This is a genomic window from Pedobacter nutrimenti, assembly GCF_003208655.1.
Taxonomy (GTDB): Bacteria; Bacteroidota; Bacteroidia; order Sphingobacteriales; family Sphingobacteriaceae; genus Pedobacter; species Pedobacter nutrimenti.
The window spans coordinates 650060-666398 of the sequence record NZ_QKLU01000004.1 but is presented as its reverse complement, the minus strand read 5'-3'; the positions used below and the strand labels follow the sequence as shown (position 1 = coordinate 666398).

At 41.5% G+C, this 16339-nt stretch carries 15 protein-coding genes; 11 read left to right on the top strand and 4 right to left on the bottom strand.

What is annotated here, in order from left to right:
• Nucleotides 1-180 precede the first annotated feature (180 nt).
• Entirely contained in the window at nucleotides 181-1272 is a 1092-nt protein-coding gene (locus B0O44_RS14435; protein ID WP_110831760.1) for a DUF695 domain-containing protein, read from the bottom strand.
• Between the two features lie 252 nt (nucleotides 1273-1524).
• On the opposite strand from B0O44_RS14435, the gene B0O44_RS14430 reads away from it, so the two are divergent.
• Nucleotides 1525-2229: a DUF4377 domain-containing protein gene (locus tag B0O44_RS14430; protein WP_170123339.1), complete on the top strand. Its 705-nt coding sequence runs from the start codon at nucleotides 1525-1527 to the stop codon at nucleotides 2227-2229.
• A gap of 4 nt (nucleotides 2230-2233) precedes the next feature.
• On the opposite strand, the gene B0O44_RS14425 is transcribed toward B0O44_RS14430, so the two are convergent.
• The 3 genes from B0O44_RS14425 to B0O44_RS14415 are packed head-to-tail and all read right to left on the bottom strand — an operon-like array spanning nucleotide 2234 to nucleotide 4534.
• The gene (locus B0O44_RS14425) at nucleotides 2234-3505 is read right to left on the bottom strand and encodes a sensor histidine kinase (protein WP_245943667.1); all 1272 of its coding nucleotides are present in this window, start codon (nucleotides 3503-3505) and stop codon (nucleotides 2234-2236) included.
• A 55-nt stretch (nucleotides 3506-3560) separates the two neighbouring features.
• Nucleotides 3561-4235, bottom strand: coding sequence for a response regulator transcription factor (locus tag B0O44_RS14420; RefSeq protein ID WP_110831753.1), 675 nt, complete (start codon nucleotides 4233-4235; stop codon nucleotides 3561-3563).
• Between the two features lie 14 nt (nucleotides 4236-4249).
• Nucleotides 4250-4534 (bottom strand): hypothetical protein, encoded by a 285-nt coding sequence (locus tag B0O44_RS14415; protein ID WP_110831751.1) that lies wholly within the window; start codon nucleotides 4532-4534, stop codon nucleotides 4250-4252.
• Between the two features lie 225 nt (nucleotides 4535-4759).
• On the opposite strand from B0O44_RS14415, the gene B0O44_RS14410 reads away from it, so the two are divergent.
• The 10 genes from B0O44_RS14410 to B0O44_RS14365 all read left to right on the top strand — a co-directional run bounded on the left by B0O44_RS14410 (nucleotide 4760) and on the right by B0O44_RS14365 (nucleotide 16275).
• Nucleotides 4760-5305, top strand: coding sequence for a P-loop NTPase family protein (locus tag B0O44_RS14410; RefSeq protein ID WP_110831749.1), 546 nt, complete (start codon nucleotides 4760-4762; stop codon nucleotides 5303-5305).
• Nucleotides 5306-5317: 12 nt separating this feature from the next.
• A complete protein-coding gene (locus B0O44_RS14405; protein WP_110831747.1) occupies nucleotides 5318-5962 on the top strand; it encodes a M23 family metallopeptidase in 645 nt (214 codons plus the stop codon).
• 228 nt (nucleotides 5963-6190) lie between these two features.
• Nucleotides 6191-7735 (top strand): glycoside hydrolase family 10 protein, encoded by a 1545-nt coding sequence (locus B0O44_RS14400; protein ID WP_245943666.1) that lies wholly within the window; start codon nucleotides 6191-6193, stop codon nucleotides 7733-7735.
• A 287-nt stretch (nucleotides 7736-8022) separates the two neighbouring features.
• Nucleotides 8023-9627, top strand: coding sequence for a PAS domain-containing protein (locus B0O44_RS14395; RefSeq protein ID WP_110831743.1), 1605 nt, complete (start codon nucleotides 8023-8025; stop codon nucleotides 9625-9627).
• A gap of 98 nt (nucleotides 9628-9725) precedes the next feature.
• Nucleotides 9726-10280, top strand: coding sequence for a FecR domain-containing protein (locus B0O44_RS14390; RefSeq protein WP_110831741.1), 555 nt, complete (start codon nucleotides 9726-9728; stop codon nucleotides 10278-10280).
• 7 nt (nucleotides 10281-10287) lie between these two features.
• Entirely contained in the window at nucleotides 10288-11130 is an 843-nt protein-coding gene (locus tag B0O44_RS14385; RefSeq protein ID WP_110831739.1) for a sterol desaturase family protein, read from the top strand.
• Between the two features lie 57 nt (nucleotides 11131-11187).
• On the top strand, nucleotides 11188-11790 hold the full coding sequence (locus B0O44_RS14380; protein WP_170123338.1) for an RNA polymerase sigma factor: 603 nt from the start codon (nucleotides 11188-11190) through the stop codon (nucleotides 11788-11790).
• Between the two features lie 63 nt (nucleotides 11791-11853).
• Nucleotides 11854-12822, top strand: coding sequence for a FecR family protein (locus B0O44_RS14375; protein ID WP_110831735.1), 969 nt, complete (start codon nucleotides 11854-11856; stop codon nucleotides 12820-12822).
• 9 nt (nucleotides 12823-12831) lie between these two features.
• Complete coding sequence (locus B0O44_RS14370) at nucleotides 12832-15480, top strand: TonB-dependent receptor (protein WP_110831733.1); 2649 nt, start codon at nucleotides 12832-12834, stop codon at nucleotides 15478-15480.
• A gap of 3 nt (nucleotides 15481-15483) precedes the next feature.
• On the top strand, nucleotides 15484-16275 hold the full coding sequence (locus B0O44_RS14365; RefSeq protein WP_110831730.1) for a DUF4249 family protein: 792 nt from the start codon (nucleotides 15484-15486) through the stop codon (nucleotides 16273-16275).
• Nucleotides 16276-16339: the final 64 nt, after the last annotated feature.

Sequence of the window (16339 nt, the reverse complement as noted above, 5' to 3'; positions counted from 1 at the left end):
CAAAAAAAAGAATACCGGATACAATATTTACTTTCAAAAAGCGTCTTTATTACTGAGAGCGTTAATTTAGATTAAGCGGGAATGATCCGGAGGGTTATTCCCGCTTTCCTTTTTTAGGCCAGGCCCGTTTGATGATAAAAGATCTTTTTCTAAAGGACTCTTTTTAACATGCTGTTTAGTTCAGGGTAGAAAATGTTTAAAACTTTGCCAGTATTTATCTTTGAATATCTCATAAGAAATTTCAAGCTGGTCTGAATATTTTTCCTGAATCTTCCAGGCCACTTTTGAAGGTTTCCGGAATTCTTTACATGCAAAATAAATCTCTCTGTTGCCATTTGCAGTTTCCCTTCCGATGTTCAGATAGCCTTCTACATCTTTCAGTTGCGCCATGAGTTCATCTTCTATTTTGTCCAGTAGTTTATAGGTATGCTGGTCTGGCATTCCGTTGGTGTTTTCTCCGTCAAACTTTATGGTATAATTTAAAATCCAGGGATGGGAAGCTTTGCTGTCCCAGCCAAGCAGTTCAGTGTTGATAATGGCCAGCAGAGGATTACCGTTTTCCAGTTGGGCCTCCAGCATAGAGTAGGCGTCATGATCTGCATTACTGCGAATGCCTTCATATTTTTCAATGAATTCTTTTTCTCTCCAGATCAAAAATGATTTCAATTTTTCTATAGGGATCAGTTCTTTTTTTGCCTGGTCCTTCCTGATAATGGTTAAGCGGTCAATGATGGTGGCCGCGTTCAGTTCTCCAAGGTAATTTTCCAGAAATATATATACACCAATGGAAATATCATTTTCATTCTCTTTGGTAAGCTCATCATAAAGCACTGTAATGTCAATTTCATCCGGGTAATTTTCAAGATCGTTTGCATAGAATTGCAAATTTTTCCGGTTAAACTCATAATCGCCCATTCTGATGTTAACATCTTCGATATTTAAGGCTTCTTTTAATGCTGTAAACTTCCAGCCATTCAAAACAGGAGCCTGCGCAACCAGTTCTTCTGCGAACACAATGTTTTTGATGTTCCCGTCTGCGGTAATGACCAGTTCGGCGGTATCGTCGTTCATCATTCCGGTCAGGTAAAAATAGCCCTCTTTTAGTTCATTGAGTTTTGGTCCCAGTTCATCAAAAAAATCCTGCTCAATATTTTGATGTGATTTTACGACATTAAAAAAAACACGTTCCCTGGTCTTAAACCAGGACCAGAAGTTTTCGTTTGATTTTAGTGCCTGTTGTTTGGAGCCGAGAATGTTTTTTAGAAAATTCATTAAAAGACGGGGTTAAAAGAAGTCTGACAAAGGTGGATGTATAAGCGGCAAAATAAATAAATTTTGAATTTAAATATGGGGATTTAGTAAATATATTCAGAATAAAGTAGAGCACTGTAGGAAAAATAATGAGAAATAATGTGTTTTGATTTTCAGTTGTTTAAGGCTGTTTTTCTATTTTGATTGTGTATTTTTATGGAAAGCTGCGGATGCAGGCATCTTCTTTGTATGAATAACACAAAAACACATACCATGAAACAATCTTTTTTAACGTCCACAACAAGCAAATTTATATTGGCCATTTTACTGGTCTTTGGACTTTCGTTTACAACAAAAGCAGACATCATCCGCCTGGTGGTTAAGGAAGACCGGGCCAGTTGTACAGGGGTTGCCCCGCAAACCTGCTACCAGGTTAAATACAAAAATAGTAAAGACTGGGAGCTGTTTTACAGCAACATTGAAGGTTTCAAATATAAAGCCGGTTATCGTTATGTTTTGCAGGTGATCCGTACCAAGCGGGCCAATGTTCCTGCAGATGCATCAGCTTATACCTATAAGCTAAAGAAAATTCTTAAAAAACAAAAAATGCCACAACATGCTGGTGTATGGTCTTTTGTCACCAAACACAAATGGAAACTGATCCAGATGAACGGGCTTACCCAGGAAAATTCTCCGGCATATATTGTCTTCGATAAAGTTAAAGGGCGTATAAGCGGTAATGCAGGTTGTAATGGCTTCTTTGGCGCTTATGAAAAAGGAAATGAAATGATCCGGTTTAAACAACTGGGCAGTACCCTGATGGCTTGTCCTGATGAAGGCAGAAATAAACTGGAACACGATTTTATGCAGCTTTTAAGTGGCAATACCTTTAAATACGATGTGGCAGACCAGACCCTTAATTTGTATCAAGGTGAGCGTTTGGTCCTGATGTTTGGAATAACAGACCAGGATAAATAAAACCTTAATCCAATTGGTCGGCAGGGAAGGATACAAAAAAAGTAGTTCCTTCATTTGGAACGGATTGAACTTCTACCTTAATATTGTGGTAAAGGGCAATACTTTTCACAATGGCCAGACCAAGTCCATAACCTGTTTTTTCTGAAAGATTACTTTTTCGAAAACGGTCAAAAATAAAGGGCAACTGTCCGGGCTCTATCCCAATACCGGTGTCGGAGATCCGGATCTGATATTCTCCATGTTTTAGAAACGCATCACTAACCAGGATCTTCCCTTCTGTTTTGTTGAATTTAATGGCATTATTGGTTATGTTATAAAACAACTGGAAGAGCAGGTCCTGGTTTACGTTTTTTAACTTCAGGGCAGAAGAAAGTTCCAGAACCAGGGAAATGTTTTGTGCTTCCAGACGATGGCCGATTTCCTCTTTAATTTCCCTGAACAACTCCAGGGGCCTGACCTGGTCCCTTTTTACAAATTGCTCATTTTCAATTCTGGAAATCAGGAGCAGAGAGGACGAAATTTTTTTTAAGCGGTCCAGGCTTTTCATCATTTCGATAATGCGCAGGGAAACGGACTCGCTTACCTGCTGATCGGCTAATAAATTTTCCATCTTATGCTGCAGGATGCTAATGGGGGTCATCAGTTCATGCGAAGCATTGGCGGTGAATTCCTTTTCTTTGGTAAAAGCATCGTTGATCTGGCTGGTCAGTAAGCTGAGCGATTCGTCAAGGTATTTAAAATCTGTGGTGCTGGTTTTGATCTTGATGCCTTGTTCTTTAAAAGGAAACTTCCGGTTAACAAGCCTTGTGCTGATGATCTTGGTCAGGGGACGGATCAGTACCCTGGTAAAAGTCAGGTCAATCAGAATGGTGAGCAGCACAAGTACCATCAAAACGTACAAGGCAAAGCGTTGAAGCGGCTGGTCATATTGATTGATGCTTGCTGTTGTTTTTCCAATTTCAAGGAGGTAATTGCGGCTGGAATTTTTAAAGGTGTAACTCAGGATACGGTAATTAAGGGTATCCTTTTCCACAATGCGCCGGGAATTTTTAATGGTGTCTATTTTTAAACCAGGCGCTGCCGGGGCAAGGGAAATATATTCTTCCTTGAGCATGGTATAACTGCCATAGGCACTGTCTTTTTCCAGGTAATAATGCAGGCCATTTTTTTGTACAATGTCCAATACCTTTTTTTTCTGTTCCTTAAGGGTATAATTGGTGTACTCCAGGGCTATTTGTTTGACCAGGGAAGGCAACAACAAAATAAACAGGATCACAATAGCCAGCTTTGATCCTGTAATAAAAAATAAAAGTTTACTCGACAGTTTCAAATTACTTCCGGATTCTATAGCCTACACCCCGAACGGTTTCCAGCCATTCGGTAGGGGCCAGTGCATTTAATTTTTTTCTGATGTTCTTAATGTGCGCATCTATATAATTGGAGTCATAATCATCATCTGCATAAGTACCCCAAATGTGTTCACTTAGTTGCATTCTGGTCAGTACGCGGCTTTTGTGTAGGGAAAGGTAGCTCAGCAGGTCAAATTCCTTTTTAGAAAGTTCTATAACCTGCCCCCGGTGCAGGACCCTTCTGTTCAGCAGGTCAAGGTTAAATTCCCCCAGCGGCATAAGATCTTCACTGACATTAAATTTTCTTCTGGCAATGGCTTGCATTCTGGACTGGAGCTCCAGCAGGTAAAAAGGCTTTGCCAGATAATCGTCGGCACCAAGATCCAGACCCGTAATCCGGTCTTCCAGGTTTCCCCTGGCGGTTAAAATAATATAAGCTGCCTCGGGATTGTGTTTTTTTGCTTTTTGCAGCAGGTCCAGGCCATCCCCATCGGGTAGTCCCAGGTCCATCAGAATAAAATCGTAGGTATTGAGTTCTATTTTTTCCAGACCACTTTTAAAAGTATGGGCAAGATCGCAGAGGTAAAAGGCTTTTTTCAGAAAAGCTTCCATTTCATAGGCCAGCGTCTTTTCATCTTCAATGATCAGTACTTTCATGTTCTTATGCCGGCTTAAAATAGATTTCCCCTGCCACGCTGTTTTTCAGGAACAGGGCCTTTTCTTGGAGGAACCACCACAGGGACTTCCTGTTTTCTGGCCTTGGGAACTTCTTTGACTTCTGGTTTTTCGGGTTTCTTTTCTTCTTTTTTTTGCTTTTTGTCTTTATCATCCTGTTTATCCTCCTGAAGATAAACAGGCTTTATCCTTGCTGCGGCAGAATTTGCCCTAACCTTTCCAGGCAGTAGCATGAGCAGGCAGGGTATGAGCAATACATGAAAAAGAAAGGATCTGTTCATAATTGTAAAGATAAAAAAAAGTTTGCCTCCAGGGAGGCAAACTTTATCTAACTAAATCTCCCCTAAAACAGGATTCAAAGGTGTGTGTTTGTGTGTGTAGATCAAATGTCCACACTGAAAATGAAAATAACATGAAATTTGAAAAGAAATTTACTTTTTCTGTTTAGCTGCAAGATTGATAATTTTACGTGCTGATCACGACTTTTTCAATAAGGGAGGTAAAAAATGAAAATACACATCATGGGGGCTTCATGTGCCGGTTCTACGACACTGGGGCAGGCACTTTCCAACCAGACTTCTGCTCCTTATTTTGATACGGATGCTTATTTCTGGGCAGACTCAGAAATCCCATTTACTCTAAAACGTGATCCCCAATTACGCAACGAAATGCTCAAGCAGGATCTGGCCGGACATCAAAACTGGATATTGGGCGGTTCTATGGTGAACTGGGGCGGGGAATGGCTGAATGCCTTTGACCTGGTGGTTTTCTTGTACATCCCAAGGGCAATCCGGATCCAGCGTTTAAAAGACCGGGAGCTGGAACGTTATGGAGACCGTCACCTGACCGACCCGGTGTACAAAATTGTACATCAGGATTTTATGGAGTGGGCCTGGGGCTATGATGACAATACGACCAAAGGAAGGACACTGAAAGTTCATCAGGACTGGCTGGAGCAGGTGAGTTGCCCGGTCCTGGAGATCCGGGGAGATACCACGGTACAGGAAAGACTGGGGCTGATTCTGCCAAAGCTTTATCTGCCGGAAATTTAATATCTTGTCTGGATGAATAAAAAAATCTTATTTCTATTGCTGTTTTTGGGTTTGCATTTTTTTGCAGACGCCCAAATTAATATTGATATAGATAAAAACAGGTGGAAACCCTATTATACAGATGCATCTCCATCTGCCATTGCTGTAAATTGGTTCCTACCTTTTGAAGTTGCCGACAGGAAAGACATCAAACAATTGAAAATCATAAGTATTTTCGGAGACCACCGGGACAGTTTTCTGAAAGGCCATATGCATACGGCCATAGATGTAAATCCTTTAAAGCCCGCCAGCAAACTGATTCCTGTTTATGCGATGGCTAAAGGTATTGTTTGCTCGGTACATCTGGGTGAAAATCAACAAACGGTTGTTCTTAAACACCAGTTGAAAGACGGACAGGTTATTTTTAGTTCTTACAAGCATTTAAAAGAAGTTTACGTGAGACAGGGGCAACAGGTAGATGAAAAGACGAAGATCGCCCGTTTGTTCACGGTGCAGGAATCTAAAAAATATGGCGGGGACTATCACCATTTGCATCTGGAAATCCGCAGGCGTTTTGACGATTATGGATGTGCAAGCTGGTTGACAATGAATAAAAAAGAACTGGACCTTCGCTTTTTTAATCCACTGGTTTTTTTAAAGGAAAAGCTGAAGGTTTAGCAGAAAATCCTCAGGTCTTTGATAAACGGATAATATTATGGGACCGAAAAACGTTAACGTCAGATAAACCAATACGGTCAGGTGATGGCTTTAAAATAAAGAATACCAGGTCTATATAAAAAAGACTGGTATATTTGTGACCGGAACACAAACACACAGGCCCTGAAGGGGGCCCCGGAAATTTTAGAAATACATTAGGGCATTGAGGGCAAGATGAATAGATACAACATGTACAAATTAACTTTTATTACCATCATATTTTTGTTTCTGCGGATGACAGCTGCAGGACAAGCGGCAAACCTTTCAGAAACAAACAGCAGTAATAAACGGGAATTCAGGGGTGTATGGGTTGCAACGGTTACAAATATTGACTGGCCCTCCAGGCCAGGCTTAACAATGGATCAGCAAAAACAGGAGCTTATTGGTATACTGGACAGACATAAAAGCCAGGGCATCAATGCGATTATGCTGCAGGTAAGACCGGCCGCAGATGCCTTTTATGCCAAGTCAAGAGAACCCTGGAGCCAGTGGCTGACAGGGAAACAGGGCGTTGAGCCGGGCTACGATCCTTTAGCTTTTGCCATTAAGGAGGCCCATTCAAGAGGAATGGAACTGCATGCATGGTTTAATCCTTACCGTGCCAGTATGAACATGACCAGTGCCTTAACTTCAGACCACATTACAAAAAAACATCCGGAATGGTTTTTTACCTATGCGAACAAAAGACAGTTTGATCCGGGAATTCCAGAGGTCAGAAACTACATTGTACAGGTAATCCTGGATGTGGTCAAGCAGTATGACATTGATGGGGTGCATTTTGACGATTATTTTTATCCGTATCCTGTTGCCGGTCAAAAAATGAACGATACGGAAACGTTCAGCAAATACCCAAATGACTTTACAGATATTAAGGATTGGAGACGAAATAATGTAGATCTGCTGATTAAAATGCTGGATGACAGTATACATCATTATAAAAAGTACGTGAAATTTGGTATTAGTCCAAGGGCGATCTGGAAAAACAGGTCCAGAGATCCGGAGGGTTCTAATACTTTTGGAGGAGAGGCTTATTTTGAAAATTATGCCGATACCCGTAAATGGGCCAAAGAAGGGTGGGTAGATTATATGAATCCACAGATTTATTTTACATTCAGCAGAAAAGCAGCACCTTTTGCAACCCTTTCTGACTGGTGGGCCAATAATGCTTACGGAAGACATGTATATATCGGACTGGGGCCTTATCTGGTCAATTCCCGGGCAGAAGCAGCCTGGAGGGTGCCGGCAGAAATGCCAAATCAGGTCCGCTATATACGGGAAAATAATCGCATTCAGGGAAGTGTATTTTTCTCTTCTAAATCATTGAGCACAGTAGCCAGGGCGGTAGCCGATTCTTTAAAAAACAATTTGTTCAGATATCCTGCATTACCTCCTCAAATGCCATGGCTGGATGAAATTGCACCAAATCCGCCTCAGGCTTTGACTGCAGAGGTGTTAAGAGATGGAGTACATTTGAAATGGGCCAAACCATTGCCGGCCAGTGACGGTGAAACTGCTTCAGGTTTTGTGATCTATCGTTTTGCAGAAGGGGAGAAAATTTCAACATTGAGCCCAAGAAATATCCTGAAAATAAGTTTTGAGGATTATCTTTCTTTCATTGATACCACAGCTGAAAACGGAAAACGCTATAGCTATGTAGTGACAGCACTGGACCGTTTAAAAAATGAAAGCGAGGACAGTAAAGTGGTTGGTGTGGAAATCACTACAACCAAATAGTTCTCTGTCTTTTAGGCCTTAAATCTTTGTTGCTTCGATGTAAGCCCAATTGATCGGTTCTTTGCGTATTACAAATAGCTGGACAACAGTATACTCATTTGTATAAACTTAACGTCTTTTTATAGGCTGGCCCCTTCTTTTAGCATCTGATATTTTTTGGATTAGGAAATGAAATGCAATGGTTGTAATAAAAAAAATATTTGGTTCAGGTAGGTTATTACATGGATAGATATTCATAATTATGTACATTGTATTGACGCTTATTTTAAATTGATTTTCTGCTCCCTGTGAAAAATAAAAATTATATCGTTCTTTTTTATGTAGTGGTCAGCGTGGTCTGGCTGGTGATCAGTGATCAGCTCATCTCTGTACTGATTCAGGGTATACCAGCCAAGGATCAGGCCGTGATACACAGTCTTAAAGGAGTTTTGTTTATAACTTTGAGTGCTTTATTATTGCATTATCTGGTCAGTCTTTATCATAAGGGGCAAACAAAGACCAGGCAGTATCTGGAGCAGAGCCTGGAAAACAGCAGAAAGGAACAGCAGCAATGGTATTACGCCCAAAAAATGGCAAAGGTTGCTGCCTGGGAATATTTTTTGAAAACAGATGAGGTGGTTTGGTCGGACAACCTGTATACCCTGTTTGGTCTGGAACCCGATGCACCGATTACGCCTGCCGCCTTTTTTATGGAACAGGTACACCCAGATGATATAGATGGACTGAATTCAAATATGGATGCAGTTATTGCTACAGGAGAGTTGGACTATACACACCGTTTGAAGGTCCAGGGAGAATGGCGCCAGGTCCGTCATGCCGGAAAAGTAATTTATCAGAATGGTGAGGCTTTTAAAATTAGTGGAATTATCCAGGACATTACCGAAAGCTATACCCGGGAACAATTGCTCAACCGTACCCTGGAATGGTATGAACTGGTTAACAAAGCAACTCACGATGCCATTTGGGACTGGGACCTGAATACTGACCAATTGATTTGGAACTCCGGACTGTTGCCCCTGTTTGGCTATGACCCGAAAAGCATTCCTAAAACAATGGAATGGTGGGAGGATAAAGTTCATCCGGATGAAAGAAAAGTGGTGGTTGCCAGTCTGGATGAATTTGTTTTAAAGGTGAAAAAGCGTTGGGAAGCATCGTATCGGTTTTTGTGTGCCGACGGAACGTATAAATATGTATTTGATCAGGCTTATTTGCTAAAAGGAGAAGATGGAATGCCCAGAAGGGTGATTGGTGCAGTGAAGGATATTGATGAGTACAAAAGGAAAAATGAGGAGAACCTTCGCCTGTCGGAAGTAGTGAGCAAAGTGAAAAATGGGGTGGTCATTAAAGATTGTGAAGAAAGGATCCAATGGGTAAATCCGGCATTTGAAAATTTGACCGGATATAAACTCGTAGAATTGAAAGGAAAGCTTGCAGATGAAATTCTTCATGGTGCGGATACCAGCAGCGTAACCCGGGATTACATTGCAAACTCCCTGAGGGAACAGAATTTTTTCCACGCGGAAATTGTAAATTACCACAAAAGCGGTCAGCCGTATTGGGTGGAAATCAACAGTACACCGATTTTTGATTCCCAGGCGCTGCATTCGGGCTATATTGACATTGTAACAGAGGTCACCGAAAGAAAGAACCGCGAAACCAGAATCAATGAGCAAAATAAGGTGTTAAAAGAAATTGCCTGGATCAATTCTCATGAGATCCGCAAACCGGTTTCTTCTATACTGGGCTTGTACACCCTGATTCAGAGTACAGAAGATGCTGATGAAAAACAGCAGTATTATGCGATGATCGATGACTGCGTCCGGGAACTGGATGAAATTGTCCATCTAACGGCTGCTAAGGTCAATACATTGATGCGAACAGAAAAAAAATGATAATTTTTCAAAATACGCTAGCCCTTTCTCTTTTTCAGATTGTATAAGGTAGAAATCAGCCAGACACCTGTGTGGGTGGGCTGTGATCAAATCTTATTATGAAAGAAATAAAACGATTAAAAGAGTTGTATGGTCTGTATAGAGAAAAGAAATGCTCCAAACAGGAATTGGAATTATTTTTTGATCTCCTGGGCCGTTACTGCTTTTCGCAGTCAGAAGCCCTTCATCCCATTCAGGCCAGTCAAAAACAAGTCTCTACAGAAAAGGAAGAATTTAAGACCTTTTTTCTTGCCGATGGAACCAGGGTAAAGCTGGGACCGGGCAGCAGGTTGATTTATCCGGAAATCTTTAAGGGGCTGCGTAGGTATGTCAGTCTGGAGGGAAGCGGTTTTTTTGAAGTTTCGGAACATCTGGGCTATCCTTTTGTAGTACAGACCGGCGCTGTGCTTACAAATGCACAACAGGGAAATTTTAACATCTCGGCAGTGGATGACGGTGCTGTAGAGGTTTGCATGTACAGCGGTGCAGCAACTGTTACGTTTGAAAAAGGAGATTATAGCAGAAAGATTTCGGTTAAAACCCGGCAGCGGGTTGTTCTTGATCCCGGGAGAAGTGAATTTTGTAAAACAAATTTTTCATCTCTTAAGGCCTGAAATTCTGATGTCATTAACGCATATATTTAAAGATCATTCGGCCTTTGTCCAGCTGGTGCTGTTTGCAGGTATCCTGTTAAGTTTATGGTTTGCCGAGGTATTGCTTTCTGTTCACCAGGCTAAACTGAAATGGCAGCATGGCGGGCTGAACCTTCTTTTTATTCTGACCGCTGTTCCTGTACAGCTGGGCATGACTTTGCTGGTTTTAAGTGTTTCACAATGGGTAACGGTTCATCATTGGGGCATCCTGTTTCTGTTTAAGGGAAATACATTTGTCAAATACCTGCTCGGATTTTTACTGCTGGATTTTTTTGAATATGTATATCATGTCATTATGCATAAGGTGCACTGGCTCTGGAGGTTTCATCTGATCCATCACAGCGATCATGAAGTCGATGTTTCCACAACCATCCGGGAGCATCCGGGAGAAACATTTGTCCGGGTCTGTTTTCTGTGCCTTTGGGTCTTTCTTTCAGGAGCTACATTTGGTTTGCTTGTTTTGCGCCAGACCATACAAACCGTTTCAAATATTTCTGCCCACACCCATTTGCACCTGCCGGAAAAAACAGCAAAGGTCATTGGCTGGTTATTGATTACCCCAAACCTGCACCATGTCCACCACCATAACGAGCTGCCTTATACAGATTGTAATTTTGGGGACGTGCTAAGCATATGGGACAGGTTGTTTGATACTTACAGGGAAAAGAAAAAAGCAGCAATCCATTACGGTATAGATGTATTCAAGGTCAGTAAATCGACAGGTTTTTTCTTATTGATGGCAGCACCGTTCAGCAAAAGGAAATTTAAAACAGAGGGGGAAAAACAGAATGGCCGAAAGGATTATGGTTAATGTTTTTAATGTGAAAAATATTATTTTAACTTAGGGAGCGTTAATTGCTTCATGGGAATGGAACCGGCAAACACAAAGGATTCTTCTGAGCTGCTCATTAAACTCAAAGAGGGTAATCCGGCTGCATTTGCGGAAATTTATAATCAATACCGCCGTAAAATATTTGTATATTCTTTAAAGCTTTGTAAATCTGAGGATACCGCGGAGGAAGTTGTCCAGGAAGTATTTGTGAAAATCTGGCAAAAACGCGGGCAAATAAATGCCGAACTTAATTTTGGGGCATATATAAAGAAAATCACGTTAAATCATGTCCTGAATTACCTGAAGAAAGTATCACGCGACAAGAAACTTAGAGATCAGTTGTTTTCTTTTATGGAAAATCTAAATAATAGTACAGAAGAAATGATTTTTGAAAAGGAGTTAAGTAAAGTATATCAGGATGCAATAGACCAGCTTTCTCCTCAGAAAAAACTGATTTACAATTTGAGCCGGAAAGAACACCTGAGTTATGAAGAAATTGCGGAGCGTCTGGATCTGTCTAAAAATACGGTGAAAAATCACATGGTTGAAGCTGGAAGGCTGATTAGAAGTTATGTGACTAAACATGGCAGTATGGTTTGCTTTATTATTGCCGCTGCCGATTATTTTCAATCCAACTAGTCCTAAAGACCGCAAGGGTTGTATATATTATGTAAACAAGGATAAAATACCTGTTAGCTCATTGTGGAAGAAAAAAAACAACTGGAACTTTTATACAGGCGGTACCTGAGCAACGAATGTACTGCTGAGGAACTCGACCGGTTTCTGGAGCTTTTACACGATAATGAAGAAGAAGGCCGGGCCCTTATGTCAGCCACATGGAACAATACTGAAGCAGTTCCTGATTCGGGCCTGGTCCCTTCTTTTATTCCTTCCCCTTCCAGAAAGATCACTTTACGTCTTTTTATAAAGGCCGTTGCGGCTGTTTTGCTGCTGGCGGGCGGCCTTTATTTTTTTAGGACAGGATGGTTAAACCTCATTAGCCCTGTCCGGCAAATGGAAGTAAAGAATGCTGCTGCTGAACATAAACAAGTACAGCTTGAAGATGGGACAAGGGTCTGGCTAAGTGCAAACAGCAATTTGTCTTATCCGGAACATTTCAGGGCAGGAAACAGAAAAGTGCAACTCGAAGGAGAAGCCTTTTTTGAAGTTGCCCATGATGCGGAACACCCCTTTATAGTTTCTGCCGGTCCGGTCCAAACCACAGTACTTGGTACGAGTTTTAACATCGAAGCCTATGGTGCGAAAAATAAGACACGCATTACCCTGCTTAGTGGTAAAGTTTCGGTGTCTTTGCAGGCAGATAAAAATAATCAGCAAGCCATTATACTGCCTAACCAGCAAGTCGTGATTGATAAACAGGCAGAAAAACTCCATAAAGTGGATTTCCCTCAGGCGGGTGTTTTTCTTCAAAGACGCCTGGGCTTTTATGTGTATAAAGGCACTGCGCTGGCAGAAGTGATACACGATATAGAAACCCAGTATGATGTGAAGATTGAGCTTGGACATGGTCTGGAAAATGAAATTTTTTATGGAAATTTAGACATGACAGCTGCTATAAATCAAAGTCTGGATAAACTGGTGACTGTTGGAGGAGCAAAATGGAAAAGAAATGGAAATCAATATGTGGTTTTCAGATCTGGCAATGATTAAACCCCGGGAATGAGCACAAAGAAACTGATACGGGTACTAACCTTTATAATATTCATATTGACCTTGCTGATGGTCCTTCAAATTCGGGCCCATGCGCAGGAGAGCCCCTTATTGAAAAAAAAAATAACCATTCATTTGCAACAGGAACCTTTAAAGAAAGCACTTGATAAAATCACGGCAGTTAGTGGCATCGGTTTTACTTATAATGGGGCGGTTGCCTACAGTACCATAAAAATAGATCTGGATGTGAAAAATAAGCCGCTTGATGAGGCGCTTTCTGAAGCCTTTAAAGGCAAAGCCATTCAATTTAGTTTACTGCAGAAGGAAGTCTTTATCAGACTGGGGAGCGGAAAAGCAAAGGAAGAGGAAGCCGGCCTGGCGGCTAATCTGGGAAAAGGAAATGCAAGATATGTGGTCAGTGGAATGGTTAAAGTCAAGGAAACTGGTGAGGCTTTAACCGGCGTCACTTTAAGCGTTTCGGGTACAAATCAGGGAGTAGCTACTAATGAATATGGTTTTTTCTCTTTAATGCTGCCGGCAGGCAGTTATATTTTGAATATTAAAAGAATTGGGTTGAAACCTTTTAAGACAAGCATAGACCTTAGCAAAAATGAAAGGCTGGATTTGTCCCTGGAGGAAGAGCCGGCCTTATTGGACACCGTTCGGGTTAGCCGTGGGCCGGCACGAAAGATGGATGACCCCCAGATGGGAACAGAACGGTTGAATATAAAAGACATCAACGGTATCCCGGTTTTGATGGGGGAAAGGGACGTGGTCAAGAACTTGCAAATGCTGCCGGGAATTAAATCCCCAACTGAAGGAGGAAGTGGTTTTTTTGTCCGGGGCGGGGCAGCGGATCAAAACCTTATTTTACTGGATGAAGCCCCAATTTATAATGCGACCCACCTGCTGGGTTTTTTTTCTGCCTTTAATTCAGATGCCCTGAAAGACGTGACCCTCTACAAAAGCGGAATGCCGGCCAGGTATGGTGGAAGTTTGTCATCGGTACTTGACGTACGAATGAACGACGGCAACAATCAAAAATTAAAGGTGGGAGGAGGAATAGGATTAACCGCAGCGAGGGTCAGCATTGAAGGGCCTATACAAAAAGAAAAATCATCTTTTCTGATTTCTGCAAGAAGAACTTATGCAGATCAGCTCCTGAAACTGGCTGGCGATACCCAGATTAAAAATTCAACACTTTATTTTTATGACGTCAACCTGAAAGCCAATTATTTGCTTGGTGAGGGGGACAGGTTATTCATTTCAGGGTACTTTGGCCGCGATGTATTTAAAGCCAAGGACATATCTGCACTGGATTGGGGCAATGTCGCTTCCACAGTTAGGTGGAACCATATTTTTGGCCCTAAATTGTTTTCAAATACTTCTCTGATCTATAGCAATTACAGCTACAAGGTTAAATCAGGTGATCATTTATCTTCTTATACCATTTATTCCAGGATCAGGGACTGGAGCTTTAAAGAAGACCTGCAATGGTATGCCAATGAATACAATACCATTAGTTTTGGTATAAATACAACTTACCATAACATCAAACCTGGTGAACTGCAGGTTTCGGGGAATTTAGGCTTGATCCCCCAGAAATTTCAGGAAAGGTTTTCCCTGGACAATGCACTGTATGTGAGTAATACCTGGAGGGCGGCCCCAGTGTTTGGGCTGACTTATGGACTTAGAATTTCCGCATTCAGCCTGCTTGGTCCGGGAGATTATTATCATTTGGACCAGGATGGCGAGGTGACAGATACAGACAGCTATGCAGCCGGACAATGGGTTAAAACTTATTTTAATGCGGAGCCACGTATTTCTGCTGCTTTTTACCTGGGTGCTACAGGGGCACTTAAAATCTCCTACACCCGTAATTCTCAAAACCTGCATCTGATCTCAAATTCCAGTGGATCGGACCCCAAGGACAGGTGGCTGGCCAGTACAAACATCATTAAACCCGAAAAAAGTGACCAGTATTCTGTAGGTTATTACAGGGATATGGCCCAAAACACGTATGAGCTTACCGCAGAACTTTATTACAAAAAACTATGGAACCAGATTGACTATAAAAATGGTGCAGATGTTTTTACAAGCCGTCCTATAGAAAGTCAATTGCTTTTTGGAATTGGGAGGGCTTTTGGTGTTGAATTGCTGTTTAAAAAAAAAACCGGAAGACTGACGGGCTGGATCAGTTATACTTTGTCCAAAACAGAAAGAAAAATAGATGGAATTAATGAAAATTTATGGTACAATGCCAGTCAGGACAAAACACATCAGCTGAACCTGGTTGGTATTTATCAGCTTAATCCTAAGTGGAGCCTTTCGGCATGTTTTGTTTTTTCGACCGGTAATGCGGTGACTTTTCCAAATACAAAATATAAAATCCTTGGCTACAACTATTACTATTTTGCCGGAAGAAACAGGGACCGTTTGCCGGATTCACACCGTCTGGATATTGGAGCGACCCGGGTGCTTCGGAAAACGGAAAAATTTTCATCCGAACTCAATTTTAGTATTTACAATGTATACGGGCAAAGAAATCCTTACCGGGTGATTTTTCGGGACAGGCCAAGCGATGCTGATGTGACCGAGGCAAGGAGCTTGTCTTTATTCAGGTTTGTGCCCTCTGTCTCTTATAATTTTAAATTTTAGCCTATGAAACGGATCTTCTGCTTCCTGCTGGTTTTAACATTGTTCGCCTCTTGTGAAAAGAACATTACTTTTAATCCCTCAGAGCCTGTTTTTAAATATGTTATTGAAGGGGGGCTTTCTAATGAAAGCGGATCTTGTAAGGTAATCATCAGTCAGACAAAAATCTTTAAAGACAATAACCAGCTGAATCCGGTGAGTGGTGCTTTGGTGCAAATTGAACATAATGGAATTACCTATAACCTTACAGAAGGCAGTAAAGGAGTTTATGAGCAAAGCCAGTTAAAAGGCGTTCCAGGAGATACCTATAAACTGCTGGTGGTTGTTTCTGGGGAAAATTTTAGCGCGTCAAGTACCATGCCCCAGCCTGTCCCTTTTCTTGATTTTACCTTGCAGGCTTCTGATTACAAACCTTCCAGAGTTACCCCTCAAATCAGGTTCCGGGATATAGATGGGATAAAAAACTATTACTGGTTTCAGCAGTTCATTAACGACAAACTTCAGCGTCAGTATAAGGTGTTCAATGATGAATTCAGTTCCGGCCAGGAAATCAGTTCTTATCTGGTATTTGCCCCCTATAATCAGGACCATAGTGAAGATATCATAAAGGGAGATCGTTTAACGGCTGAGATGCATTGTATTGATGCGGCCGTGTATACCTATTTATATGGCCTTTTGAATGCCGATGGTTCGGGTGGGGGAGCAGCATCTGCCAATCCCTTAAGTAACATCAGCGGCGGTGCCCTTGGCTTTTTCAGCGCACATACTGTAGAGCGTAAAAGTATCGTTATCCCTTAAAGCAAAAGCAGGTGTTCGTTTTTTCAGGGAATTACAGACTGTGCATAAAAAAAACTCCCCCGTT